The 26,758-nt window shown below is 61.9% G+C and carries 23 protein-coding genes; 8 read left to right on the forward strand and 15 right to left on the reverse strand.

Features of this window, described 5'->3' with window-relative positions:
- Window positions 1–37: 37 nt before the first annotated feature.
- The 4 genes from O4H53_RS01505 to O4H53_RS01520 are packed head-to-tail and all read right to left on the reverse strand — an operon-like array spanning window position 38 to window position 4,715.
- Complete coding sequence (locus O4H53_RS01505; RefSeq protein ID WP_269360812.1) at window positions 38–937, reverse strand: intradiol ring-cleavage dioxygenase; 900 nt, start codon at window positions 935–937, stop codon at window positions 38–40.
- 14 nt (window positions 938–951) lie between these two features.
- Window positions 952–2,013, reverse strand: coding sequence for a maleylacetate reductase (locus O4H53_RS01510; RefSeq protein ID WP_269360813.1), 1,062 nt, complete (start codon window positions 2,011–2,013; stop codon window positions 952–954).
- Window positions 2,014–2,034: 21 nt separating this feature from the next.
- Window positions 2,035–3,762: an extracellular solute-binding protein gene (locus O4H53_RS01515; RefSeq protein ID WP_269360814.1), complete on the reverse strand. Its 1,728-nt coding sequence runs from the start codon at window positions 3,760–3,762 to the stop codon at window positions 2,035–2,037.
- 35 nt (window positions 3,763–3,797) lie between these two features.
- Window positions 3,798–4,715, reverse strand: a complete 918-nt coding sequence (locus tag O4H53_RS01520; RefSeq protein ID WP_269360816.1) for an NAD(P)-dependent oxidoreductase — start codon at window positions 4,713–4,715, stop codon at window positions 3,798–3,800.
- Window positions 4,716–4,931: 216 nt separating this feature from the next.
- Between O4H53_RS01520 and O4H53_RS01525 the strand changes: the two genes are divergently transcribed.
- The 4 genes from O4H53_RS01525 (at window position 4,932) to O4H53_RS01540 (ending at window position 10,793) form a co-directional block, all read left to right on the forward strand.
- The gene (locus O4H53_RS01525; protein WP_269360818.1) at window positions 4,932–5,651 is read left to right on the forward strand and encodes an SDR family NAD(P)-dependent oxidoreductase; all 720 of its coding nucleotides are present in this window, start codon (window positions 4,932–4,934) and stop codon (window positions 5,649–5,651) included.
- A 296-nt stretch (window positions 5,652–5,947) separates the two neighbouring features.
- A complete protein-coding gene (locus O4H53_RS01530) occupies window positions 5,948–7,126 on the forward strand; it encodes a substrate-binding domain-containing protein (RefSeq protein WP_269360819.1) in 1,179 nt (392 codons plus the stop codon).
- A gap of 65 nt (window positions 7,127–7,191) precedes the next feature.
- Window positions 7,192–9,738 carry an ATP-binding cassette domain-containing protein gene (locus tag O4H53_RS01535; RefSeq protein ID WP_269360820.1) on the forward strand — a complete coding sequence of 849 codons (2,547 nt, stop codon included), beginning with the start codon at window positions 7,192–7,194 and terminating at the stop codon, window positions 9,736–9,738.
- A gap of 35 nt (window positions 9,739–9,773) precedes the next feature.
- The gene (locus O4H53_RS01540; protein ID WP_269360822.1) at window positions 9,774–10,793 is read left to right on the forward strand and encodes an ABC transporter permease; all 1,020 of its coding nucleotides are present in this window, start codon (window positions 9,774–9,776) and stop codon (window positions 10,791–10,793) included.
- A 79-nt stretch (window positions 10,794–10,872) separates the two neighbouring features.
- On the opposite strand, the gene O4H53_RS01545 is transcribed toward O4H53_RS01540, so the two are convergent.
- The 5 genes from O4H53_RS01545 to O4H53_RS01565 all read right to left on the reverse strand — a co-directional run bounded on the left by O4H53_RS01545 (window position 10,873) and on the right by O4H53_RS01565 (window position 16,393).
- Window positions 10,873–11,877 (reverse strand): Gfo/Idh/MocA family protein, encoded by a 1,005-nt coding sequence (locus tag O4H53_RS01545; RefSeq protein WP_269360824.1) that lies wholly within the window; start codon window positions 11,875–11,877, stop codon window positions 10,873–10,875.
- Window positions 11,874–12,161: a YciI family protein gene (locus O4H53_RS01550; protein ID WP_269360825.1), complete on the reverse strand. Its 288-nt coding sequence runs from the start codon at window positions 12,159–12,161 to the stop codon at window positions 11,874–11,876. Before O4H53_RS01550 ends, O4H53_RS01545 begins: the two co-directional genes overlap by 4 nt.
- A 13-nt stretch (window positions 12,162–12,174) precedes the next feature.
- Window positions 12,175–13,170 (reverse strand): CobW family GTP-binding protein, encoded by a 996-nt coding sequence (locus tag O4H53_RS01555; protein ID WP_269360827.1) that lies wholly within the window; start codon window positions 13,168–13,170, stop codon window positions 12,175–12,177.
- Window positions 13,171–13,173: 3 nt separating this feature from the next.
- Window positions 13,174–14,562 (reverse strand): amidohydrolase family protein, encoded by a 1,389-nt coding sequence (locus tag O4H53_RS01560; protein WP_269360828.1) that lies wholly within the window; start codon window positions 14,560–14,562, stop codon window positions 13,174–13,176.
- 226 nt (window positions 14,563–14,788) lie between these two features.
- Entirely contained in the window at window positions 14,789–16,393 is a 1,605-nt protein-coding gene (locus O4H53_RS01565; protein WP_269360829.1) for a flavin-containing monooxygenase, read from the reverse strand.
- Between the two features lie 407 nt (window positions 16,394–16,800).
- On the opposite strand from O4H53_RS01565, the gene O4H53_RS01570 reads away from it, so the two are divergent.
- Window positions 16,801–18,285 (forward strand): NAD-dependent succinate-semialdehyde dehydrogenase, encoded by a 1,485-nt coding sequence (locus tag O4H53_RS01570; protein ID WP_269360830.1) that lies wholly within the window; start codon window positions 16,801–16,803, stop codon window positions 18,283–18,285.
- 5 nt (window positions 18,286–18,290) lie between these two features.
- Window positions 18,291–19,529, forward strand: a complete 1,239-nt coding sequence (locus O4H53_RS01575; protein WP_269360831.1) for an iron-containing alcohol dehydrogenase — start codon at window positions 18,291–18,293, stop codon at window positions 19,527–19,529.
- Between the two features lie 42 nt (window positions 19,530–19,571).
- Here O4H53_RS01575 and O4H53_RS01580 read toward each other — a convergent pair whose 3' ends face one another.
- Window positions 19,572–20,267, reverse strand: a complete 696-nt coding sequence (locus O4H53_RS01580) for a GntR family transcriptional regulator (protein WP_269360833.1) — start codon at window positions 20,265–20,267, stop codon at window positions 19,572–19,574.
- A 413-nt stretch (window positions 20,268–20,680) separates the two neighbouring features.
- Here O4H53_RS01580 and O4H53_RS01585 point away from each other — a divergent pair, with 413 nt between their 5' ends.
- Together O4H53_RS01585 and O4H53_RS01590 are read left to right on the forward strand one after the other, a co-directional pair.
- Window positions 20,681–21,607 carry an MBL fold metallo-hydrolase gene (locus tag O4H53_RS01585; protein ID WP_269360835.1) on the forward strand — a complete coding sequence of 309 codons (927 nt, stop codon included), beginning with the start codon at window positions 20,681–20,683 and terminating at the stop codon, window positions 21,605–21,607.
- A 15-nt stretch (window positions 21,608–21,622) separates the two neighbouring features.
- Window positions 21,623–22,336 (forward strand): SDR family NAD(P)-dependent oxidoreductase, encoded by a 714-nt coding sequence (locus O4H53_RS01590; protein WP_269360836.1) that lies wholly within the window; start codon window positions 21,623–21,625, stop codon window positions 22,334–22,336.
- A gap of 63 nt (window positions 22,337–22,399) precedes the next feature.
- Here the strand turns inward: O4H53_RS01590 and O4H53_RS01595 are convergent, their stop codons facing one another.
- The 5 genes from O4H53_RS01595 to O4H53_RS01615 are packed head-to-tail and all read right to left on the reverse strand — an operon-like array spanning window position 22,400 to window position 26,710.
- Complete coding sequence (locus O4H53_RS01595; protein ID WP_269360837.1) at window positions 22,400–23,323, reverse strand: NAD(P)-dependent oxidoreductase; 924 nt, start codon at window positions 23,321–23,323, stop codon at window positions 22,400–22,402.
- Entirely contained in the window at window positions 23,320–24,012 is a 693-nt protein-coding gene (locus O4H53_RS01600) for a GntR family transcriptional regulator (RefSeq protein ID WP_269360838.1), read from the reverse strand. The genes O4H53_RS01595 and O4H53_RS01600 overlap by 4 nt, the downstream gene beginning before the upstream one ends.
- Before the next feature lie 5 nt (window positions 24,013–24,017).
- Window positions 24,018–24,794, reverse strand: coding sequence for an ABC transporter permease (locus O4H53_RS01605; protein WP_269360839.1), 777 nt, complete (start codon window positions 24,792–24,794; stop codon window positions 24,018–24,020).
- A 3-nt stretch (window positions 24,795–24,797) separates the two neighbouring features.
- The gene (locus tag O4H53_RS01610; protein WP_269360841.1) at window positions 24,798–25,637 is read right to left on the reverse strand and encodes an ABC transporter permease; all 840 of its coding nucleotides are present in this window, start codon (window positions 25,635–25,637) and stop codon (window positions 24,798–24,800) included.
- The gene (locus O4H53_RS01615) at window positions 25,634–26,710 is read right to left on the reverse strand and encodes an ABC transporter ATP-binding protein (RefSeq protein WP_269360843.1); all 1,077 of its coding nucleotides are present in this window, start codon (window positions 26,708–26,710) and stop codon (window positions 25,634–25,636) included. Before O4H53_RS01615 ends, O4H53_RS01610 begins: the two co-directional genes overlap by 4 nt.
- Window positions 26,711–26,758 lie beyond the last annotated feature (48 nt).

A 26,758-nucleotide genomic window follows, 5' to 3' on the forward strand; every position in this document is an offset into this window, starting at 1 on the left:
AGAGGCTTCATAGGCGGCGACCGCTCGCAGCAGCGGCTCAGGGGCGGCCCGCCGGTTGCTGCTCCAGCACAAAATCATGCTCCACCCGCCAGAACCAGCCATCGCCTTGCGCTGCTGCAATTTCCGATGGGCTGTCGATTTTCTCGAATCTGGCCATCAGGCTCTCCTTGACGCCAAAAACCGCATCCGACCGGATATAGGGATCGTCGGGGTCAAAGATATGTGTCGTCAGAGTCTCGAACCCCTGGGCGGTCAGGATGTAGTGCAGATGCGCGGGGCGATAGGGGTGGCGGCCCAGCTGGGCAAGCAGTTGACCCACCGGACCGTCATCGGGAATGGCATAGTATTTCGGGCGCACAGCCCAGAACCTGTAGCTGCCGTCGGCCCCCGTCCGGAACCGTCCCCGCAGGTTGAAGTCGGGCTGAAGGCCCTTTTGCTGAACGTCATAGAACCCCTCGTCATTGGCCTGCCAGACATCCAGCTCGGCCCCGGCGATCGGCGCGCCTGTCAGGTCGCGCACCGTGCCCCTGACCTCCATCGGCTCGCCCTTGCCATCCAGGCAGATGTTCGCGCCCATTTCCATGACCGGCGCATCATCGACGTGAAACGGGCCTAACACGGTGGATTCGCTGGCCCCGCTGGCCTTGCGATTGTTGATGGCATCCACCAGCATCGACACACCAAGAACGTCGGACAACAGGATGTATTCCTGCCGCCAATCGCTGCACATCTGGCCCGTTTTGGTCAGGAACTGGATGGCCTGAAACCATTCCTCCTCGCTTGGCTCGATCTCCTTGACGGCGGCGTGCAGATGGCGGGTCAGTACCGCCATCACTTCGGCCAGTCTGGCGTCTTTGGCCTTGGCATTACGGGCAATCACCACCTCTGCCGATTGGTCTTCGGAAAAATAGCCGCTTTCTGTCACTGTCTCTGTCATGTTTCCACTTTCGTTCAGATGGGCCGAGGGCGGGTTCCGTTCACCGCCGCCCGCAGCAATGCGGTAATGTCCCCGGCGTCAAACGCGCGTGGATTCGAATATGTGTTGCGTGTGGCGATATCCGCCGCGCGGGGCAGATCCTTTTCCGTGAATCTTAGATCGGACAGGGCCAGCGGCGCGCCTGCCGCCTTGGCAAAATCCCAAAGGCCGCCACCCAGATCCTCGCCAAAAAGCGCTGTCGCCGGGGCAAGCTGCGCACGGGCCGCCGCTGCGTTGAACCCCGCCGTATGGGGCAGCAGGATTGCATGGGTCTGCGCATGGGGCAGGTCAAAGGAACCGCCCAGAACATGGCAAAGCTTGTGATGCAGGCCCATCTCGGCCTGACCCAGAACCGTCGAGCAGAGCCAGGCACCATACAACACATCGCTGCGCCCCGCCGCATCTGTCGGATCGGCCACCACCTGCGGCACACCTTTGAAAAGGGCGGCAAGGCCCGCGCCTGCCAGCTGGCTGATCACCGGGTTGCCGTCGGCGGCATAAAGCGCCTCGACCGCGTGGGCGGCGGCGTTCAGCGCAGAGGTGACCGTCATGTCGGTCGGCAGGCCAAGCGTCAGGGCGACATCATAGATCACTGTCGCGGGCCGGATGGCGGGATTGCGGCGGGTGGTCTTTTCGCCGTCTTTTGTCTCGCCCAGGATATCGGTCATCTCGGACCCTGCGTAGGTTGTGGGCACCGCCAGATGCGGCAGACCGGTGCGGATGGAAACCGCCTTGCCCAATCCCACGGTGGACCCGCCGCCAAGCGAAACAAGGCAATCCGCGCCAAGGGATTTTGCCGCCTCCTGCGCCTTTTCGGTGATGGCAACAGGCGTGTGCATGGCCGCTTCGGAAAAGACCCCGACGCAACGCCCGCCAAGATCAGAGGCCAGCCGCCCGGCGTCTTCTGCCTGATGGGACGTGGACAGGACTAGCGCCGCCTTGCCGCCCAGCCGCGCCACTTCTTCGGCCACCGCCGCCAGCGTGCCGGTGCCAAAGATCACCCGAGTCGGGATGCCTTTGAATACGAAATCGTCCATGTCCGTCATTCCTTGTCCATCTTACTGAGCCGATACGCCCTGCACCGCCGCGACATTGCGCACGCGCAGCAGGTCGTCGATGCGCCGCTGCGCACGTTCAAGCGCCTCACGGTCGGTGGCATCACCGCGCAGGGCGGCATGAATTTCCTCGCCCAGGATCGTCTCGATCCCGTGAAACTCCGGCACGGCGGGTCGCGACCAGGTGCAGACCGAGTTGGAGCGCAGCAAGCGGTCCACCACGCCCATGACCGGAGAACTTGCCGCCGCTTCCGGGTCAGCCGCGACAGAGAAACGCGGGGCCACCGGGAAACCCTCCGACACATGTTCCTTCATCACTTCCGGCGAACACATCCAGCTGATCGCATCAAAGGCGAGCTGCACCCGGTCTTCGGCAAGGTTGCTGGGGATCATCAGGTGGAAACCACCGACAGGATTGGCATGCATCCCGGCCTTGCCTTTGGGCTGCTCCAGATAGCGCATCCGCCGCGAAACGACCGATTTGACGTGGTATTCCATCAGCGCAGCATGCATCGACCAGCAATATCCCATGACCGCCTTTCCGGTCAGCAGCGCATCAACCCTGCGATCCCAGTCCATTGCCAGGACATCGGGGTGTGACACCTCCTTCAGACGATGCATGTAATCGAGCACCTCGAACGCCTGATCGGTCAGCAGTTGCGCCCGCAGCTTGTCGGACACGAGATCATGCATCGGTGTGTGAATGCGGCGGCGCGGCAGGTTCAGACAGGCAGAGTTGCACGACCCCAGCAACACCATGAAGGTGTTCGCCACCGGCATCCCCCGGGCACCGTTCCATGCGACGCCGTACAACCCTTCTTCAGGCCGTTGCAACGCCCGCCCGGCCTCGATCACCTGGTCAAAGGTGCGGGGATAGGCAATGCCGCTGCGCTCGAACACATCCTGTCGCGCCAGGAACAGTTCAACCGTGGTATAGATCGGCACGCCATATTGCGCCCCTTGCCAGGAGGCGGACTCCCAGACCATCGGCGAGAAATCGAGCGGCTGAACATGGCTTTGCCCGATCAGATCGTCTAGCGGGCGGACCAGCCCGCGGTTCACCAGGTCACCGACCCAGGGCTTGTTCACACAGATCACGTCAAACTCCGACGTGGCCCGCCCGCCATTTTCGATGATCCGGTCGTAAAGATGGGGCAGCGGCAAAAGGTCGACATTCTGGATCGACCCGACATTCGACCGCAGGTCGGCCCAGGTGTTGCGCAGCGCCTCAAAGTAATTGTCCTTGCGAAACAGGAAACGCAGCTCCTTTCCGCCGGACGCCCGATGGGTTTGCAACCGGGGCGGCGGAATGACAACCCGGGAGAAGTTGGAGCCGCCAAAGTAGAACCCGTCGACATCGTCGATTGAATCAATCGTGCCGAAGGTCCGGCCGATGGTGGCTTTCACGCCCCGGCAATAGGTGGTGAACCGTTCCATCAGTTCCGCGCTGGGGCGCACATAGAAACTGCGCCCGGTCGAGGTGCGCGGGTCCAGCATGATATGCCCGTCGTCGATCATCTGGCTGATGTGGCGCATTGCCGTGACGAAGGGCACCCCGCCTGATTCCGCCAGCGCGCTTTTGGTTATGTCACGCCCGGTCAGATGCGCCTGCATCAGCGACAGGGTGAGCGCGAATATCGGATCGCCCCTGCTGTCCGGCACAACTGTTCCGAACGGCCCGTTCAGGTCGTTCAGAAAGTCGATGATGCGCAGCATTTCGTATTCGGTCATCCGGCAGCTTCCTCCTCAAGCGCGGACGCGGCCAGTTAGCCCGCGCTGTCCTGCCTTGGGTGGGCAGCATCCCCGATCCAATCGACAAGCGCAAAGAAATCCTGCGCGGCGCGACCGGCCTGTGCGGCGGTCTGGTATTGCTCAAGAACAAGCTCCGCGACTTCCATTTCGATATTCTCTTTCCTGGCGGCAGCGATGATCAGCGAATAGTCCTTTACCATCTGATCAAGCTGAAAGGCCGGGTCCGTGTCGTGACCGACAACCGTGTCTTTCTTGTATTTCAGCAGGGGCGAGGTCACGGCGCTTTCCAGGATCACATCCATCATGTCGGCCCGCGACAGCCCGCCCCGTTCGCCCAGCAGCAGCGCTTCACCCAGCACGGAGGCGGTTGCCCCGACCAGGGTGTTCAGGACCAGCTTCATGTAACGTGCCGCATCCCCTTCCCCCAGCCAGAACCGTCGCGCGGAATACTGCGCCAGAAGGGTCTCGACCTCGTCCCAGGCGGATTTGTCGCCCGATGCGAGCACCGTCAGACCGCCGGCCTGTGCGATGCTGGTACTGCCGGAAACGGGCGCGCGGACATAGCGGATGCCAGCCGCCTGCAAGGCCCGCGCGGCCTGCTGCGAAGCCTCCGGGCTGACAGTGCTGGTTTCGACAAGGATCGAACCTGCGGCCATGGACCGGGCCAGCCCGCCACTGGCCCCCTGCCCTTCGACAATGGCAATCAGGGCGGAATCATCGGGGATGGACGTAAAGACGACACCGCAGTTCTGCCCGATTGCCTCAATGCCTGGTGCTGCTGTGACGGTCTCTGTCAGCAGGGCAGCATAGGAAGCGGGCCGCGCGTCGAACACCTGCAAGGCTTGGCCTGACCCTGCCAGGTGGGCAACCATCGGTGCGCCCATCTTTCCGGTGCCAATCCAGCCTACCGGCCCTGCTTTCGTTGCGGACATACCGATCCTCCCTGTGTCTTTCGACCCGACACTACGACCGCGCAGCAAAGCTGAAGCCGGCTGTTTCGACCAATATGGAAAAAATTCGCTGCGGCATGGCCCTTGCGTTCTGCAGAAATCGAACATGACAAGAGTTTTGACGTCTTATGATAATACGGTATTACTATATTGCAGAAATTCGAAAACCGCGCAAATGCGCGTCAAGGGAGGAAGTAAATGAGACTGGATGGAAAAGTTGTCCTGGTGACCGGGGCATCCCGCGGAATCGGGCTGGGCATTGTCGAACGTTTTCACGAGGAAGGTGCAATCGTATATGCTGGCAGCACCAGCAACCCCTCAGGTGTCTACCCGGACGGGGTGACCGGCATCACGCTCGACGTGGCGGATGAGGCCCAGTGGAAAACCGCGATCAAGCAGATCGTCGAGGCGCGGGGCCGAATCGACTGCCTCGTGAACAACGCGGGGATTGCCGTCTATGACGGTGTGGCCGACGGCTCGACAGAGAACTGGCGCAAGGTGATCGGGGTGAACCAGGACGGCGTGTTCTTCGGAATGCGTGAAGTGATCCCGCATATGCAAAAGGAAAAGTCCGGCTCCATCATCAACATTTCCTCGATCTGGGGAAAGGCCGCCGTCGCGGGCGCCCATGCCTATCATGCGTCCAAGGGCGCGCTGGTGATGATGACCAAGAACGCGGCAATCACCTATGTGAAAGAGGGGATTCGCGTGAATTCGGTTCATCCGGGGTTTATTGACACCCCTTTGACCCAGGCACAGGACCCCGCCATAAACGAATTCGTCATCGGCATGACGCCAATGGGCCGGGCCGGGACGCCACGGGAAATTGCCAATGGTTGCCTGTACTTGGCGTCGGATGAGGCGAGCTTTGTCACCGGCGCCGAGCTTGTTATCGACGGCGGTTACCTCGCGCAGTAACGGCACAGGGAAATCAAATAATCCCAAAATGGAAATCTTGCGTCGCCCCCGATCGGGGCGACGTTGGCACATTCAGGCATCCGGCAAGCATCCGGACGATCACGGAATGCTGCCAGAATTCACGAGTTGACGTATGACCGTATTATGGTATTATAGTAAGTCAAAGAGACAGACCCCGCCTGCTGTACAAGCCGGCGACACATACGACCCGGCGGAGCATCACCAAATGTCGGCCGGACGCGATCATGGGCCAGGGAGGAGACCTCCGGCCCGTTTACCAGGGAGAGGAATCTAAAATGACCCAACACAACGGCCTGACGTGGCCCATCCGCCTGACGGCGCTCACCGTGATGACCCTCGGCTTGCCGATGGTTGCTGCAGCACAATCCGCCGAAGAGATGATGTCTTCGCGGCTTGGCACCACCGATGTCGGCCCGGTTTTCCAGGAAGCCTTTGAGCACGCTGCAATGCCGGTCAGCGAAGAAATCCGCGCCAAGGCGATCCAGTGCTGGAACGACAACCAATGCGACACCGGCACCGGCGGAGAGCTGACCGTTGCCTATGCCGACGGCTTTGGCGAGAACGTCTGGCGCCAGGTGACGAAGATGGAATTCATCATGCAGGCGCTGACCTACCCGGAGGTGGGCAAGATCGTCTATACTTCGGCGCGCGGTGACGCCGCCAAGGCGCTGTCGGATTTCCGCGCCTATATCGCCCAGGGCGTCGATGTGATCGTGACCTTTGCCGACCACGGCGAGGCACTGGCCCCCTCGATCCGCGAAGCGACCGAATCCGGGATCACGGTCATTCTGCACAACGGCACCGTCGCAGGCACGCCGGGCGAAGATTATGTCACCAACATTTCGGAAAACATCTGCGAGCTGGGCAAGGAATTCATCCGCGCGGTCCGCACCGGCAACCCCGAAGCAAAAGCCATCGCGGCATTGGGTGGCACACCCGGCAACCCGCTGTCGGCCACATGGCAGGGCTGCGCAGCGGAAGAGGTCGCAACCCTCGACGGTGTCGAAATCATTGCCACCGAAGACACCAACTGGACCCAGGAAGGCACCTTTTCCGCGGTCTCCGCGATCCTGTCCCGTTTCGACAAGATTGATGGGTATATCTATGACTACGCAGACGGGTTCCGGGGCGGCGTGCGCGCCTATGAATCCGCCAACAAACCGCTCGACTTCACCGTTGCCCTGCGCACCGATGAGCAGGGGCTGTTCTGCGACATGAAGGCGGCGGGCAACCCCAACTTCAAGGTCTTCTACTCCTCCGGCCAGAACTACCAGGCGCGTCTGGCGTTGACGGCCGGCATGATGGCCCACGGCGGCGCTGAGATCCCTGCCAACCTGGATGTGCCCTTCTCGATGAAACAGGCAACGGTTGACCAGTGCGATGCCAGCCTGCCCGACGAAGTCTCGGTTTCGACCCTCGTCGATCCGGACACGCTTCGCGCGATGTTCAAGTAAGCACACATCGGCCATGGCGGCAGCTGTCTGCCATGGCCGGACGTTCGAGTGGGGGAGAACGCCGCATGGCTGATATCGTTTTGAAGATGGAGAGCGTCTCCAAATCCTATCCGGGCGTGAAAGCGCTCGACAATTTCAGTTTTGATGTTCACGCGGGCGAAGTGCACGCGATCCTCGGCGAAAACGGCTCCGGCAAGTCGACGCTGATGAAGATCGCATCCGGTGCGATCACACCCAATGCCGGCCGGATCGAAATCGGCGGCAAGCACCTCGCCCATGCCGACCCGCGAGAGGCGATATCATATGGCCTGGCCACCGTTTATCAGGACGACAGCCTGGTGCGCGAATTGTCCGTGGCGCAGAACCTCTTTCTCGCCACGCCGAAAGGCAGCGTGCCTTATGGCAGCATGGTCCGCTGGGCCGAAGAACAGCTGGCCCCCTTCAACCTGGGCATTTCACCAACCACCGCTGTCGGGAATCTGACACCCGCACATCGCCAGTTCGTCGAGGTGGTCAAGGCGCTCCTCTCCAACCCGCGTGTGCTGCTGCTGGATGAGCCGACGTCCACGCTGGATTACGATGGCGTGGCACATCTGACATCGCTGGTGCGCGACCTGACGGCAAAGGGCACCGGCGTCGTCTATGTCAGCCACCGCCTGCCCGAAATTCTGGACCTCGCCAATCGGGTCACGATCCTGCGCGACGGGGTGCACGAGGGCACATTTGACGTCACCGATGACACTTCGGAACAGGAGCTAGTTTCCCGCATGATCGGTCGGGACGTCGAAAGCGAATACCCCGCCAAGGCGGGACGGATCGAACCCGATCCCGTCCTTGTGGTCGATGGCCTGTCTGGGGATGCATTCGAAGACATCAGTTTTGTCGCCAACCGGGGTGAGATCGTGGGTTTTGCCGGCGCCGAAGGCAACGGCCAGCGCGAGGCATTGCGCGCCATTGCGGGGCTTGAAGCCAGCCACAGCGGCACTGTCACCTGCAAGGGAAAGGCCGTCGATGTAACGGAACCGCGCCATGCGATCCGTTCGGGCGTGCTCTGCCTGTCTGCCGACCGTGCCGGGGAATCCATTTTCCCGGACCTTGGCGTGCGCAAGAACATGACCCTGCCCCGCCTGCGCGACTTCGCCCGGCGCGGCCTCCTGTCCAACCGGCAGGAACAGGACCACGCCGCCACGATGCGCGATGAATTCGGCGTCGTTACGGCAACGCTGGAAACACCGATCAGCGGATTGTCGGGCGGCAACCAGCAAAAGGTCGTTCTGGCCCGGTCGTTCCGGACCGATGCCAAGGCCGTGCTGATCGACGAACCGACCCAGGGCGTTGATGCAGGCGCGCGCCACGACATCTATCAGGCGATCCGCACCAACCTGCGCGAGGATGGCGCCCTGGTGATCAATTCCTCGGATGCGCAGGAGCTTGCGGGCATCTGCGACCGGGTGCTGGTTTTTTCGCGCGGGCGTATCGTGGCGGAACTGACCGGCCAAGACGTCAACGAAGAACAGATCGTATCCAGTTTCCTGCGGGCACGAGATGCAAAACAGGCCGGAGATACAGCGGCGGGCATGATGTCCCGCGTTTTCCGCACGCTGATTTCGGGGTCGAACATCTGGTGGGTGCCGCTTGTGTTCCTGGCGGCACTGACGCTGATCGTCGGCGGCTATGCGGCGCTGCAGACAGATGTGTTCCTGCGCCATGTCAACATCCGCTACATCCTGCTGGCAACCGCGCCTGCCGCGATGGTGGCGATGGCCCAGTTGCATGTGCTTCTGGTGCGCGGCCTCGACGTCTCCGTGGGCTCCATGATGAGCCTCACGGTGGTTGCCGCATCCTTCATGATCGCCTTTCAGATGCCCATCGGGATGCAGATCCTCGGCGTGCTGGGATGCCTTGCCATTGGCGCGGTGGTTGGTCTGATCAACGGCACCCTGGTCCGCTTTGCCAATATCAACGCGGTGATCACGACCATCGCCATGCTGTCCGTCCTTCAGGGTGCCGCCCTGCTGGGCCGGCCCACACCTGCCGGGATGATCTCGCAGGAATTCACGGGTCTCCTGCGCGAACGCATCGGCTTCCTGCCGATCTCGATCTTCGTTCTGCTCGGCGTCGCCATTGCCTTCGACTTCTGGCTGCATCGCACACGCTCGGGACTGGAGGCAAAGGCCGTCGGATTTCGCGAGGTTGCGGCGCAGCGTAACGGCGTGCGCGTGGACCGTGTCCATGTCAGGGCCTATGTGCTTGCCGCCCTCATGGCGACGGTTGCCGGATTCTTCCTCGGCTCGGAGGTTGGGGTGGGTGCGCCGACGGTCGGCGCAAACTATGCGCTTACCTCGATCGCCGCTGCCGTCCTTGGCGGTGCGGCGCTCTCTGGCGGGCGCGGCTCTTTCGTGGGTGCCCTGTTTGGTGCGCTGTTCTTTGCGCTGATGGTCAATGTCATCACGCTTCTGGGCCTTTCCACTTCTTTCGGGATCATCGCCAGCGGCGCCATGACGCTCTTTGCGATCTTCCTCTACTCCGGGCTGGGTGAAGTCGAAACACTGATGCAATCGGCCCTGCGCCGCCGCAAGGTCATCCGGGCCACCAAGAGATCGACCGCCTGATGCCCGCCCCGGACCCAGAAACCGACGAGGGAAAAATGACAGATTCAACAACGCCTGCCCTGTCACATTACACACGGACGTCACGCAGCGGACGGGGCGGCAAAGGCCGCGTGCCGGCGATCCAGATGCAATTCGCCGCCATCTGGATTGCCCTGGCGATACTGCTGCTGATCGGCGCGGTCTTTCTGCCGCGCAGTGTCTCGGCAACCTCGATCATCAGCATCCTGCCCTTCGCGGGTTTTCTTGCCATTGCGGCAATGGGCCAATCCCTGGTTCTCATGGCGCGCGGCATCGACCTGTCGGTGCCTGCCATCGTGACGCTGTCCAGCACGGTCCTGCTGGGAACATCGGGCGGCGCGGAAGGCTCCGTGGTCATCGGAACTTTCATGGCCATCCTGGCAGCGATGTGCGTCGGTCTGATCAACGGCCTGCTGGTGGCCTGGCTCAAGCTCAATGCCCTGATTGTCACCCTGTCGACCGGCGCAATCGTCTCGGGGATCACGCTTTGGTACCGGACCGGGCTGCCCGCCGAATCCGGCGTCCCCACCGCCCTTGCAGGCTTTGGCGGCACCCGCTGGCTGGGACTGAATACAACGGTCTGGATCACCATTGCCCTGACGCTGGTCCTGACGATCCTGCTGCGCCGGACCCAGCTTGGACGCCGTTTCGAGGCGGTGGGTGCCAACCCGCGTGCGGCCTATGCGACGGGGGTCGAGATCCGGCGATACCAGGCTGGTGCCTTTGTCGCGGCCTCCTTCCTCTATGGCATCGTCGGCGTGTTGCTTTCGGCCTTTATCCGCAATCCGACACTGGACGTCGGCAACCCCTATCTGCTGGCACCGATTGCCGCTGCCGTCCTGGGTGGCACGGCCATCAGTGGCGGGATCGGGTCTATGATCGCGGTCACCGGTGCCGCCCTGTTCCTGATCCAGCTTGGCCAGACATTGAAAGTCCTGGGGCTGGAGACGTCCTGGCAGATGATCTTTCAGGGTGTCGCCATTGCCCTGGGCATGTTCCTGTCCGAAATGCAGGGCCGCAAACGGCGTGGCGGCTGAAACCGCGCTTTCCTTCACTGCAGACAAAACAAAACTGGCGCCGGTTTCCCGGCGCCAGCTGCAACAGCCTTGTGGCTGATTAAAGAGTAACCAGCTCCCCCGACTTCGAACTGCTTACAATCGCCTCAAGCAGGGCCGCGGTCTCGATCATCTGGCCGGTGGTGATGGGATAGGCGGCCTGCCCACGGATCGCCCGCGCGAAAGCCACGATATTGTCGCGCACGGGCTCTGCCGGGCCGACCTCTTCCACCTCGATCTTTCCGCCCTTGCGCGCGCTGGTGACAACCCAGCCATCGGGGGCCTCCACATGGGCGCGGTCCCTGACGTCGATCCAGGCTTCGGATCCGAACAGCGAACAGCGCGAGACAAAGGGCATCGCGAGATTGGCGGCAATTGTCGCTGTGCCACCCCCCTTGAACATCACGAAGGCAGCGATCGTGTCACCCTGCGGCAGTTCCGATGCAAGCGTCTCGCAGGAACAGATGACGCTCTTTGCCGGACCCATCAGCCGCACCGCAAGATCCAGCAGGTGGATGCCCGTCGCCGTCATCCCGGCGGCGGGCGCATCCCCGGCACCAAGACGCCAGTTCGTTGGGTCCAGCGACAGGAATTTGTCGTGGCTGAAAGTGGCGTCAAACTGCATCAACCGGCCCATCTCGCCCCTGTCCGCCGCCGCAATCATCCGGGCGATGGGCGGCTCATAGCGGCGCTCGTGCCCTGTCGCCAGGATCAGCCCCGCCGCTTCAACGGCATCCACCGCCGCGACTGCGCCGGCGCGTGTCATCGCAAGGGGCTTTTCGCAAAAGACATGTTTGCCCGCCGCCACACAGGCCGCGATTTGCGCCGCATGAAGGCTATGCGGCGTGACCAGCAGCACCGCCTCGACATCAGGGTCGACCAATGCTGCATCAAGTTCGGCGGTCACCGGAATGCCATGCGCCTTTTCAAAGGCCATCGCGACCTCGGCGTTTGGCTCGATTGCCCTGACAATTGTCACCTCGTCCGGGGCGGCCTGCAAAACGGCGGTGATCTTCTGTCCCCACCAGCCAAGGCCGGCAAGCGCCACACGTACCGGCCCGCTCATGTGCGATTGTCCACGCGCTTGCTGAACGGACGGATGGACACCTTTTCCCAGATCCCCGCCGCATAAAAGGGATCATTCCGGTGAAAGGTCATGACCTCCTCCATACTCTGCGCTTCGACCAGAAAGCACGAGCCGATCATCGTCTCCTCATCCTCCGCCAGCAACGGACCCGAAATCAGTGTCCTGATCGGATTCGTCGCAAGATAGGCCTTGTGGCTGTCGTAGTGGTCCAGACGTTTCTGAACCTGCCCGACATAATCAAGGCAATGAACGATGTAGTGCATCATGTCTCTCCTGTTATGGAACTTCGATGGCGACCTCGGCCGCGCTCAACCGCTTGGCCAGCGCCTCGACCGCCGGGGCCGCGGTGGCGCGTGCGATCACGACAATCCGGCTGCGGCCATCGCCCGCCTCACGGGTCAGCCGCACCGGCCGGTAGATCTGGTAGCGCACCATTTGCAGTGCCAGCGGGCGGGCATCATCCCTGTCCGCGACAATGCCCTTGAGCCGCAACAGGGCCGGACCGGCCGCGCGGCTCATCCGGGCGATATGTTGTGACAATTGCGTCCAGTCCTGAGGCCCGGTCTCGATCAGCCACGAACGGATGCTGTCGGGATATTCGCCATGATGGTGGACATGAACGCTGCCCTGCGCGCGCAGCCATGCATCTGCCTGCACTTCGCCGCTGCGCCCGTCGATCAGGCCGGCATTGAACAGGACGTCCGGGTCGGGCCGCGCCTGGCCGTCAAGGATGGGCACCGTCGGGTTCATCGCGGCAATACGCCGCCGTATCGCCGCGGCGGCGATTGGCACCACCAGGTCGGTCTTCGTCACCACGATCCGGTCGGCGCAGGCGATATGCTCGGCCCGCGTCTCATCCGGGGCGGTGGCATCTACAACGGCGATAGCAGCATCCAGACGCACCATCCCGCGCAGCACGTGATCCGCGCCGATCTTGGCCAGCACCGCAGACAATTCCGCAACGCCGGAGGTTTCCACCAGGATCCGCACCAAGGGTTCGGGTGCCGCCGCGATCATCTTGCGCACGGCTTCGGACAGGTCATTGCCCGGACGGCAGCAGATGCAACCATTGCGCAGAAGCGCCAGCTGCGCATCCGGGGCGGATGACCCCAGCATCAGGTCATCGACGCCGAATTCACCGAATTCATTCACCACGACCCCGGTGCGCCCCATGCCCGGCTGCTCAAGCAGCCGCGCAATCAGAGAGGTTTTTCCCGCGCCCAACCCGCCGCCCACAACGGAAAGCGCGGGCCGCTGGCGGACCCCGGCCATCGCTCAGAACTCGCTGTCGGTGGCGGCCTCGAAGGGGCGCGGCAACCATGAGCCGTCAGAGGGCACGCCAGCCTTTTCAAAAAGACCGTCCCGCGCGGCTTCGACCCTTGTCTTGAAGGAAGCATGATCGAAATCGACCAGCTTGAAATCGCGCTTGCGTATGTTACCGGCGACAATCACCGTTTCGACATTGCCCGCATGGGCCGCCTCGACAACGATCCCATAGGCGTTGTTCATCGGCATCGTGTTCAGCGAATTGCAGTTCACCAGCACGATGTCCGCTTCCTTGCCGACGGTCAGCGATCCCGTCTTGTCACCCAGCCCGCAGGCAATCGCGCCCTGCAGCGTGGCGAATTCCAGAACATCTGTTGCCATCAGCGGCAGAGGGTCGACAATCACCTTGTCGATCAGCGCCTGATTGTTCACCACCGCCCGCGTGCCTGACAGCAGCGCACGCATGGCCGAGAACATGTCATCGGGCACCGTGGTCACCACATCGATGGAGATCGACGGGCGCACCCCGACCTTCATCAGCGACAGCGTGGGCGGGAAACCATGCCCCATGTGCAGCTCAAGCTCCGGCGCAATAGAGGCGGTGCCGCCGGTGTCACCGATGATCTGGAAATCCTCTGACTGCAGTGAATTGCAGTGGACATAGGTCACGTCCGGCCCTGTCAGCCCTTCGGCATGCAGATCGACCACCGGCTTGTTCATGCCCCACAGCCCGTCACCCATGTGAACGCTGATCCGCAAGCCAAGGTCCCGGGCCTTGACGAAGTCTTCTTTGGTGACGCGCATCGTGGCGAACTGATTGCCGCGCGCTGCGAAACCCATAGTGACAAGCTGATCGTCGGAGGAGAAATATTCGCGCTTCACCCGCGCCACGTCCTCGAAATCGGATGGCGCGTCGCTGACCGGGACCCATTCCGCATCCGAGTTGCCATAGCCGAAGACAGCCCGCATCCCGGCGGCCATCAGTCCTTCGACCGCAGCCGAGGAATGGTCGGGCGAATTGTTGTTGTGGGACCAGTCGTACAGCGTGGTGATCCCGGCATCGAGGGCGGCAATCGCGCCCAGATGGTTGCCGATCTTCATGTCATCGGGGGTGTAGAGCGTGCCCATGACACCCCGCACGCCCGCAAAATATTGCGCCAGCGTCCAGTCGGCCCCGCTGGCGCGCAGCAGCGCCTGCCAGGTGTGGCGATGGGTATCGATGAAACCCGGAATGGCAATGCGGCCCTCGCCGTCGATGATCTCTGCATCAGAAACGGAAAGGTCTGTGCCGATTGCCGCGATCTTGCTGCCTTCAATCAGGATGTCGCCGCGCGGGATGACCCCCACCTCGGGATCGATCGAGATGATATGCGCATTGCGAATGAGTTTGCGTGCCATTTCTGTGCTCCTCCACAGCCTGAATTCCCGGCCACGAGCGGTATCGTCCACAGACGCAATCCGGCCGCTGGCCCTCCCGCCACCATTGATGCCCTGCATACCCGGAACGAAAGGTTGGAAAAATTACCGAAATGAAAACTCTGCCCCACAGGTCCCGCGAGGCAGTGAAAATGAACGCGATGGGCCCACCCGATACGGGCAGGCCGACCGCTGGTCAAAGCGTGATTTACCGGATCTCGAAACCGCGATAATTGTCGTCGCGGATGGCGTTCATCTCTGTCACATAGTTCCCCATGCCGCCCATGTACCACATCGAGGTGCGCGGCTTGCCGGGGATGTTTGCACCGTTGATCCAGCTGTCCGTCACCTCGAACAGCGTGCCTGCCATGCCTTCCTGACAGACCCTGACCCAGCTGTCCTGCGCCTGCCTGGTGGTTTCGATCACGCCGCTGCCCTCTTCGGCATGTTTGATCATGTCGGTCAGGAAGTTGACCTGCCATTCATGGACAAGCGGCTGGCTGGTAAAGGGGCTGAACGGACCAAAGACCATCAGCAGGTTGGGGAAGTCGGCAATCGACATCCCGGCATAGGCATGGGGGCCATCGCTCCAGGCGTCCTGCAGCTTTGTGCCATCGCGCCCGATGGTTTCGATCTTGAGGTAATTGCCGGTCATGGCGTCGAACCCCGTCGCCATGATGACCACATCCAGCGCCAGCTCCTCGCCGTCGATGATCAACCCGTTTTCGCTGAAGCTCTCGATGGGGTGCGCCTTGACGTCGTGCAGGGTGACGTTGTCGCGGTTGTAGACCTCGTAATAGCCATCCGCCGCCAGCGGGCGCCGCGCGTAATAATCGCTGGGCGTCAGCTTTGCGGCCACCTCCGGGTCTGTCACGATTGCGTCGATCTTGCCCTTGATGAAATCGGTTGCGGTCTTGTTGGCTGCTGCCGTCACCGGGATGTCGGAGAATGTCTCAAGCATGAAGGCAAAGCCGTTCCCTTTTTCCCAGGCGGTCTGATAAACCTTCTGGCGTTCAGCCTCGGACACCTCAAGCGCCGATGTTGTCGCCTCGTCGAAACCGAATACCGCACCAGTGCTGAGCGCCCAGTCGCGGAACCCCCGGGGATCGGCCTTGATCTTTTCGCGGGTTTCCTGCGGGAACGGGCCGACGCCCAGGGGCACCACCCATTGCGCGGTCCGTTGCAGAACATGGAGGTGGCCCACCTTGTCGGCCAGTGCCGTGACGATCTGGATGCCGGTCGACCCCGTACCCAGCACTGCGACACGTTTGTTGCTCAGGTCCGGCTCCTGCTCCGGCCAGCGCGAGGCGACCAATACGTCACCCTTGAACTTGTCCTGCCCGGGGAACTGCGGCGCATAGGAAGACGACAGCAGGCCAACCGCCTCGATGACATATTTTGCCTTGACCACATCGCCTTTGGCCGTGGTCAGGGTCCAGCGGCCCTCATCTTCGTTCCACACCATCCTGGTGATCCGGGTGTTGAAGTTGATGGACCGCTTGAGGTCATGCTTGTCAGCCACCGCATTGAGATAGCCCAGAACTTCGGGCTGTTTTGCGTAGCGTTCCGACCATTCCCAGTTCTGGAACATGTCGAGGTCGAAAGAATAGGTGTAAACGGTGGATTCCGTATCGACCCGGCAGCCCGGATAGCGGTTCCAGTACCAGGTGCCGCCAACGCCCCCGGCGTCATCGAACGCCTGAACGTTCATGCCCATTTCGTTGCGTGTCCGGTGCAGCGCGTACAGGCCGCCCACCCCCGTCCCGATGACCGCCACGTCAAGCTCAAGGCCATTCAATGTCGTCTCGTTCATGCCAGTTCTCCCTTTTTCATCTCACCTGCGGCAGTGCCGCGTTCAATCTTCTGTCAGCCAAGGGCCACGCCGTGCCGGTTGGGCGTTTCCCCTGAGGGCTGCGCGCCCGATGGGCGCCTGAACCCCCTGCAATTGACTGAAATCCTCCCTTGATTCTCCGCCGACAGCTATCGGCGCAGAAGCCGAAACCCGCTTCTTTCAAAGCCGGAAATCAACTCTCTTGCCACATGCTTACTGTAATACCGTAATACCGTCAACAAGCTGAATTCTGCTTGGGAAATTCTGGCCGGACAGCGCCCCGCCAGCAAAATGCGCTTGTCAGGAACATAATCCGATAATACAGTATTACGCAATATCTATTCACGCCATCAGCGCGGAACAGCCGCCAAGTCCACAAGGAAAATACCATGACAAATCACCCCAAGGACCTTGTATCAAAGCCGGAAGGCGGCCTTCTGCCCGACACGCGGCTTTACATTGACGGGGCCTGGACAGATGCCGCGACTCAGTTTGACGTGATCAATCCGGCCACCGGAAAAACCATTGCCGAAGTCTCTGACGCGGGCAGTGAAGATGCGCTGCGGGCGCTTGACAGTGCGCAGGCCGCGCAGGCCGCCTGGGCGCGCGTGGCCCCGCGTGCTCGTGCCAATCTCATGCACCGCGCCCACGCCCTGATGCTGGAGCGCGAACAGGCCTTCGTACATACGATGACATTGGAAAGCGGCAAACCGCTGACCGAATCCCGCGCCGAATTCCTTCTCTCGGCAGACTTCCTGCTGTGGTTCGCGGAACAGACCGCGCATCTGCATGGGACCTATTCCGAGAGCTCGAACGGCGGCTTCCGGGTGATGGTGACGCACCAGCCCGTCGGCCCCTGCCTGCTGATCACACCGTGGAATTTTCCGCTGCTGATGATCGTGCGCAAGGGGGGCGCAGCGCTGGCGGCCGGCTGCACGACAATCACCAAGACCGCGCAGGAAACGCCGATGACCGGCGCGCTTTTCATGCAGGTGCTGCATGACGCGGGCTTCCCGCCGGGCGTGGCAAACCTGCTGCATACGACCAATTCCTCCGGCGTGTCGAAACCGCTGATGCAGGACAAGCGCCTGCGCAAGGTGTCTTTCACAGGGTCCACCGGGGTCGGCGGCCTGCTGATGGAACAGGGTGCCCGCAACATCATGAACGCATCGATGGAGCTGGGTGGCGACGGGCCTTTCATCGTCCTTGATGACGCCGACATCGACCTTGCCGTCGATCAGGCGATCATTTGCAAGTTCCGCAACGCGGGTCAGGCCTGTGTGGCGGCAAACCGCATCATCGTGGATGCCCGCGTCGAAGCGGAATTCACCGAGAAATTCGTGGCCAAGGTCAAGGCCCTGACGGTCGGTGACGGCATGAACCCGGTCGATGTAGGGCCGATGATCTCGGCCAGGCAGCGAGACCGTCTATCCGATACCGTTGCGCAGCTCACCCAGGCGGGCGGCACGCTGCTTGCCGGCGGCAAGCCGATTGCCGGTGACGGTTTCTTTTTCGAGCCGACCGTGCTGCGCTATGTCGGGCGCAATGACGTGATGTGTTCCAACGAGCTTTTCGCGCCCATCGCCACGATCTTTTCTGTTGAGGGCCCGGAAGAAGCGCTGTCCTTTGCAAATGACAGCGACTTCGGGTTAGCCTCCTATGTGTTCACCAGGGACCTGTCCCGCGCGATCAACTTTGGTGAGCGGCTGGAATTCGGGATGGTTGGCATCAACAGAGGTATCATGGCAGATCCAAAGGCCCCCTTTGGCGGCACCAAGACATCCGGCATCGGCCGCGAGGCGGGCAACGATGGCATCTACGAATTCACGGAACAGAAATACATGGCCGTCACGGTGAATGAGGCCTTTGCCTGATGTCGATGGAAAACACGCTCGGCCTTGGTCTTGTCCGTCAACCCAAGACCGTCCTTTTCGGCCCCGGACAACGTGGGCAACTTGGCCTTTATGCCCGCGGCTTTGGCACGCGGGTCCTGATGGTGACCGACGAACGCATGGCAACCACGCCCGAATTCAAGGCGATGCATGACGATCTTTCGGCGGCGGGCATGAAGATTTCGATCTACGATCAGGCGCTGCCCGACCTGCCCCGCCAGAACGTCATCGACGCCACCGCGCCGTTCGCCAGGGGCAGTATCGACGTGATTGTGGGCATCGGCGGCGGCTCCTGCATGGATCTGGCCAAGGCGGTTTCCGTGATCCTTGCCCATGGCGGCGATGTCAGGGACTATTTCGGCGAATTTGCGGTCCCCGGCCCGGGCATTCCCATCATCACGATCCCGACCACCGGCGGCACCGGTGCCGAGGTCACCAGCCTTGCCATTGTCTATGACGACGAGAACCAGATGAAGATGGCCATCGCCGATGCCCATATCGCCCCGGCCATCGCGATCATCGACCCGGAACTGACGCTGAGCTGCCCGCCCGGCCTGACGGCGGCCACGGCGGCAGACGCGCTGTCCCACCTGGTCGAAGCCTATACAGCCAGGCCCAAGAACCCGACACCGCAGCAGATCGCCACGCAGATCTACGTGGGCAAGAACCGCATCACCGACATGTTCTGCACACAGGGCCTGACGTTGATGAACAAGTCTCTTGGCGCCGTCGTGGACGATCCTTCCGATCTCGCGGCGCGTTCTGATGTCATGTTTGCCGCCTATTGCGCGGGCATGGCGATCAACACGACCGGCACGGCGGCCGCCCATGCGATCCAAAGCCCGATGGCCGCCATCGGTCACACGCCGCATGGCTTCGGGGTGGGGGCGCTGCTGCCCTATGTCATGCGGTTCAACCTGCCCTATTGCACCTCCGAGTTTGCCCAGATCGGTCAAACTCTCGGGGTGGCCCGGCCCGGCCAGTCGGAGCGCGATCAGGGCCGCGCGGCGATCACCCGGATCGAGGAACTGCTGGAAAAGACCGGCACCCCGATGGAACTGGCCTCACTCGGCGTCGAAGAGAAACATTTCGACCAGATCGCCGCATCCTCGGTCAAGGCGACGCGGCTTGTTCTCAACAACCCGGCCCTGATGACGGAGCAGGCCATCAAGGCGCTTCTGGCCCGCGGTGTCGCCGGTGACCGAAGCTGGTGGGAAAAACCCTGACATGGACAAGCAGGCGCGGCGCGACAAGCGCCGCCCGCCTTCTCAGCCGTCAGGCAGGATGTCCTTGTTCCGCTTTACATATTCCTCAATCGCAAGCTCGCCCGCGAGAAGAATGTGATGTTCGCAGGCCGCCCATGCGGCCTCGCCATTCCGGGCAATTGCGGCGGCATCAATGATCGTCTCCAGCTCGGCGATGGATGGCTCGATCCGGGCCTCGTCCACAAATGCAAACCGCCTGAACATCGCGATCCGGGCATGCATGCTCCTCAGGCTTTCCGCCAGAATCTCGTTCCCGCCACCTTCGGTCAGCTGCCGATAGAAATCGGCCTTGATCAGCTCGCGGCTTTCAATGTCGCCCTTGCGGTATTCGCGATCGAGCCGGTCCCGCAGTTTCACCAGGTTTTTCGCCTGGGTGGCATCTGCATTCTCGGCAAAGAGCTTGCCGGCCAACCCCTCAAGGGCCGCCCGCACCACATAGATCGACCTGATTTCCTTTTCCGTCAGGACAGCCACGATCGGCCCGAGGTTCGGAACCACTTCGATCAGATGTTCCGATTCAAGCTGGCGCAGCGCCTCTCGGATCACGGTGCGGGACACCCCGTAAGCATCGCAAAGCGTGCTTTCGACCAGACGTTGCCCGGGAACAAGTTTACCCTCAAGGATGTCCTCTCGGACCAGTCGGACAACTTGCTGCCGAAGAGGGGCCGCAGTTCTTGCAATCACGGTCGACTTCGCCATGCATTTCTCCGTTTTACTTCACAATAGACCGGACATCCCTGCAACAGGCGGACCGGCAACAACACTCAGTCGGTAAGGGGCGAGTGCACAGCAAGACCATCCTACGATATTACAGTATTACAGTCAACGTGCTTCGCCCCCACTACTGAGGCGAGAATACACTAAAGACGCCAAAAACACTCGTAAAGTGGCCGATACGCGCAGTTGGTTGAATTTTCGCCAGTTTTCGGGCCAATTAACCGCGACAGGCACCCCCGGTCTGATCAGTTTCGGCAGGCTTGCGCCTCTGCCCCGTTCGGATTGAAATAGCGGGTGGACGCGTTTGCGCTATTACCGTATTACGGTAGGACAGGATACGGAATCTGGCCCGCAACCGCGCCGCTCAGAGGACATTTCAAGGGGGGATTACAATCATGACAGCAAAACAGCTCAAGACGCAGAACGCCGGATGGTATCGTTTCAACGTCGGCGCCCTGGAATGCACGGCGATATGGGATGGATATATTCATCACGGGTACGAAGGCCTGTTCCCCAACGCCGATCCTGCCGAGCTTGCGCGTCTGAAAGAAGCCTACCGCCTGCCCCAGGGCGAATTCTTTCCCATGGATCTGATCCCGGTGGTCGTGAACACCGGCGACAAGCTGATCCTGATCGACGCGGGCATGGGCCGGACCTCTCAGCTTTTCGGCGACACGATGGGCCATACCCTCGACAACATGAAGGCGAGCGGTATCAACCCCGACGATATCGACGTCATTCTGATGACCCACCTGCACCCCGATCATTCCTTCGGGCTGATCCACCCGGACGGAACGCCGGTCTACAAGAATGCCGATCTCTATGTCTCCGATACCGATTGGGAGGAATGGACAGACGAGGCAAGCCTGTCCCGCACCGATTTCCGAAAACCCTGGACCGAGGGGACGCTGGCCGCTGTTGCGCCCTACCGCGAGCGGGTCAGGCTTTTCAAACTGGGTGATGACATCCTGCCCGGTGTCACGACGCTCTCTGTTGCCGGGCACAGCATGGGGCAATGCGCCTTCATCTTTGAAAGCCAGGGCGAGAAGGTCGTGTTCACCGGCGACGTTGCGCATCACCACATCTTTGACCCGATCCACCCGGAATGGTTCTTTCACATGGATTACGACAGCGATCCGCAGATGGGGGCGGAAGCAAAATCGGTGATATTTGCCCATGTCGTGGACAACAACATCCGCTATCACGGCTATCACTTCCCCTACCCCGGTCTCGGAGACCTGGAAAGGGCCGAGGATGGCACCTACCGCTTTCACGGCGAGGCGGTGACGCCGCGGCTCGGCTACTCCCCGGTCACTGGTTAGGCATCGGGCAAGATCATGACCCAGAAATCAGCAATCGTCACCGGCGGTGGGCGCAACATCGGCCAGGCCATTTCGCTGCGTCTGCAACAGGACGGTTACCGCGTTTTCGCGCTTGATGTCGCAAAGCCGGAGGCCGAAAGCCTGCAGGCGGATGCCGTCATGGTCGACCTGACAGATGCGGAAGCCACACGGCAGGCGCTGCGCGGCATTCTTGCCGGCCACAAGGTCACTTGCCTGGTCAATAATGTCGGGCTGGTCGCCCCTGCCCCATTGGAGGCCGTGCAGCTTGAGGATTTTGACAGGCTCATGCATCTCAATCTGCGGACATCCATCATCTGCGCCCAGCTTGTCGTGCCCGAGATGCGCAGACACGGTGGCGGGCGGATCGTCTTCAACACCAGCCGCGTGACAAAGGGCAAACTGGACCGGACGCTATACAGCGCCACCAAGGGTGCCGCGCAATCCATGGCGCGCACCTGGGCGCTTGAACTGGGCAAAGACTCCATCACCGTCAATTGCGTGGCCCCCGGCCCCATCGCAACAACCGCGTTCTGGGAGAACAACCCGCCAGACGCCCCAAAGACCAAGGCGATCGTGGATGCCCTGCCTCTGGGCCGCATGGGCACACCCGAAGATGTCGCCAATGCCGTGAGCTTTTTCTGCGATGATCGCGCCGGTTTTGTCACCGGACAGACGCTCTTTGTCTGTGGCGGTGTGACCGTCGGCTGACCTGCACGGCGGATGAAGCGCTGGCAGCCGCGGGCTTTGACGGGTTTCCCGGCAGGACGACCCTCAGGCCTGTGGCAGACTGATTTCCAGATGCGCCGCCACCTGCCGTGCGATATCGGCGGCCAGTTCGGCGGCGTAATCCTCGGTGATCGCGGCGACATGGGGCGTCAGGGTGACATTCGACAGTTTAGCAAACCGAGGGTCGGGATGCGGCTCGTTCTCGAATACGTCCAAGGCGGCACCGGCAATCGTGCCCTCCGTCAGGGCCGAAATAAGCGCCTCCTCGTCAACAACCGTCCCGCGCGAGATGTTGACGAAATAGCCACGCGGCCCCAGAGCGCGCAGAACGCCCGCATCGAACAAGTTCCGCGTGGCCGCGCCACCGGGCACAGCCGCCACCAGGAAATCGGACCGCGCTGCAAGTTCTTCCAGGTCGCCCACATGGGGCCAGGGTGCATCCGGCCTGGGCGCGCGGGTGTGATAGGCAACGTCAAGGCCAAGTCCGGTCAGCCGCTCGGCGATCAGCCGCCCGATCCGGCCCAGGCCGACAATCCCCGCCGTCTTGCCCGCCACCCGGATGCGATAGCCGAAATGCCCGTCGGCCCAGCGGCCACTGCGCACATGATCATCCGCCCGGACAACATCCCGCGCCATCGCCAAAAGCAACATCACCGCCATTTCCGCAGTGTCCGAACTGACCAGATGCCCGGTATCGTTCAGCGTGATGCCCCGCGCCCGCAGGTCGTCAAAATCGAACCGGTCCAGCCCGGCACCGGCGGATACGATGTGAGAGAGGTTGGGCAACAGATCCAGCAGCTCGCCCGATGCACCGTTGACCGCCGATGTGACCGCACAGGTGATCGCAGCACGCCGTTCCGGCGACAGCGCGGCAATATCATCCGCCAGCACGGGGGTGGCGAATGCAGCGACCTGCGTGATCACGGTATCCATCTTGAACCCCAGGAAGGCGACGTCGGGTCTTTTCATGTCTTTGTACTTTCGGAAGTGCTCAGAAAAAGATCTCGGGTGGTCTGCCATGCGGAGCGGATCAGCCGGTCGGTCATCTCCGCGGCCCGCTGGCCCTGGCCATTGCGGATTTCACCAATCAGCGCCCTGTTGCCCTCGATCATGTCATCCAGCATCCCCGCCGTGCTCAGATAGGCCCGGAACCGATAGCGCAGGGCGGATGTGTCGAGCTGATCCAGCAGACGCATCAGCACCGAATTGCCGCATTGCTTGTGCATCAGGGCTGTCAGGCGCACGTTGGCCTCGAACCCCGATCTGAAGTCGCGCTGCGCCCTGGCCTTGCGCATCTCGGCCAGAACCTGATCCAGCGCGTCGGCGATCTCGGCGTGATCCTCGCGTTCTGCCAGCAACCGGCTGCAGGTGCATTCCAGCGCCAGACGGCAGGTCGTGATCTCGTCCAGCACCTCGACGGTCATTTCGGTCACGCGCGTGCCCAGCCGCGGCCGCCGCTCTACCAGACCACGCGCTTCGAGGATCTGGAATGCCTCGCGCAGGGGCGACCGCGACACGCCGAAGCGTGTGCAAATGTCCACTTCGCGCAGCTTTTCGCCCGGTGCGAAAGTCTCCCGCACGATGGCGGCTTCCAGACGGTCCGCGACCTCGACCCCGATGGGCCGCAGCCCCAGTGATGTATCCACAGTATCGTCCATTCCGGTCAATCGCGTCCGAACAACATGTTGGAGAGGGTGACAAGGACGAGGGTCAGCAGGATGGAAACAGTGGACACGGCAGCAGCCTCGGGTGTGAAATTGAAACGCAGATAGTCATAAAGCTGGATCGGCAGCGGTGCTGATCCGGTTCCCTTCAGGATGAAGGAAACTCCGAAGGTATCAAAGCTGATAATGAATGCAAACACGCCACCGGTCGCCATGCCCGGCGCGATCAGCGGCAGGGTGATGCGCCGGAACGCCGTCATCCGCGAAGCGCCAAGGGTGCGCGCAGCCAGTTCGACCGCATCGTCGCGCCCCTGCAGGGAGGTGGTCACGTTGAGAAATACAAACGGCAATGTCATCAGCACGTGGCCGGTGAACAGCGCAATCTTGTACTGCGTACCGATGCCGATCTCGTAGAAAAAGAACAGCAAGGCGATAGCGGTCAGGATCTCGGGCAGGATCAGCGGCAGCAGCACGCCGATGCGCACCACTTCGGCCTCGCGGCGGGCATGACGAACAAAGTAGAGCGCGGCCATCGTGCCCAGCACCAGCGATACCGCCGTGGCCAGCGCCGCAAGGATCAGTGAATAGACAATGGCGTCGATGAAGACATCGTTGTTCAGGAAGGTCCAGAACCAGCGCAGGCTCAGGCCCTGCGGCGGAAAGGTCAGGAAATTGCCCGCGTTCAGCGAAGCCAGCACGACCACGACGATCGGGGCCAGCAGAAAGACATAGACAAGCGCACGCAGCAGCGACAGCAGCGGTGTGACAAGACCCATGGCTCAGCTCCACCTGATGCGGGTCAGGCGGGCAAAGATCAGCACCACGATCCCCGCGCTGATGGCCAGCGTCAGCGCCATTGCCGACCCGAAGGGCCACTGGAACTGGTCGATCAGCGCATCCACCACCAGCAATGTCGTGGTCTTGACCCGCATGCCGCCCACCAGTGCGGGCGTCACATAGGACGAAATCGCCAGCACGAAGACCAGGATGCAGCCTGACTGTATGCCCGGCATCGACATCGGCAGGGTCACCCGGCGAAACACCGTGAACCGCCCGGCCCCAAGTGACCGCGCCGCCTGCCGCACCGCCGGATCCGCTGTCTGCAACGACGCCAGAAGCGGCAGCACCATGAAGGGCAGAAAGACATGCGCCAGCGCCAGCACAACGCCGAATTCATTATACATCAGCGGCAGCGGCCGCTCGATCAGCCCGAGATTGCGCAGCGTCGTGTTAATCACGCCGGCATTGCCCAGCAGGATGGTCCAGCCGTAGCTGCGCACCACGATCCCCACAAGCAGCGGCGACAGCACGATGCCATATAGCAGCCCGCGCCAGCGTTTCGGTGCCGTGGCGATATGCAGGGCCACGGGATAGCCCAGCAGCAGGCACACCAGCGAGGTCACGATGCCCAGCCCCATCGTTTGCGGCAAGGACAGCGCGTAATAGCTCTGGCTGAAGAACTGGCGATACCCCTCCACGCTGAACCCCGCGCCATAGGGCTGGCCGTCGGCGGGGGCGCGAAAGCTCATCAGCAGCACGGTGACATAGGGCAGCACGATGAACAGAAAGATCAGCACCGCAACCGGGGCGATCAGCATCAGGATGCGCGCGCGCTTCATGCGGCAGGCTCCGCCGCGCGGGCAGGATCCGGCAGTGGCCACAGGCGTTGGGTATCGAAAGTCAGGCCGACATTGGCCCCTTCGGCCATGTTCTGTGTCGTCGGGGACAGCACGTTGAGTGTCCCGCATTCGGTTTCCACATGATACTCCACATGGCCGCCACTGAAATACCGCTTGGTGATCCGCCCGTCGAGATGCCCCTCACCGGGCCCGGTCAGCGCGATCTGTTCAGGCCGCGCCATCACCCGCAACCGGGTCGCAGGCGTATCGCCGCCGCTTGCCACAGCCAGCCTGCCGCCGCCCGGCACGCTCAGCGAGGTGCGCCCATGCATCTGGCCCGCCACGGCGAGGTCGAGGATATTCGCATTGCCCACGAACCGTGCAACCCGTTCCGATGCAGGTCGGTCATAGACATCCTCGGGCGGTGCCGCCTGTGCGATCTTGCCGTCAAACATGACAACGACCCGGTCCGACATGGTCATCGCCTCGTTCTGGTCATGTGTGACATAGATCGTGGTGATCCCGACCCGCTTTTGCAGATCGCGGATAAACCCGCGCATCTCGTCGCGCAACTTGGCATCCAGGTTGGCCAGTGGTTCGTCCAGCAGCAGGATTGCCGGTTCGATCACCAGCGCGCGGGCCAGAGCGACACGTTGTTGCTGGCCCCCCGACAAGGCCTTGGGATAGCGGTCCGCATAGGGCGTCAACTGTACCATATCCATCGCGCGGGCCACACGTTCGGCGATTTCAGACCGCGCCATGCGGCGCATTTCCAGCCCGAAGGCCAGGTTGCGCTCTACCGTCATATGCGGGAACAGCGCATAGGACTGGAACACCATCCCGATATCACGATCCTCGGGCAATTTGCGCGAGATGTCCTTGCTGTCGAACAGGATCTTGCCATCGGTCACATCCTCGAAACCGGCGATGCATTTCAGCGTCGTCGACTTGCCGCATCCCGACGGCCCAAGTAGCGACACGAACTCGCCATGGCCCACGTCAAGCGATATCCCCTTGAGCGCCGTCGACTTGCCATAGGATTTGACAAGCGACAGCAGCGAAACTTCGGTCATGCAGGGAGCCCTCTTTCCGGCATCGCCTGCCCCCTGTGGGGCAGGCAT

Origin of the sequence: Sulfitobacter sp. G21635-S1 (genome assembly GCF_027213915.1) — a bacterium.
In the GTDB taxonomy this organism is placed as follows: Bacteria; Pseudomonadota; Alphaproteobacteria; order Rhodobacterales; family Rhodobacteraceae; genus Sulfitobacter.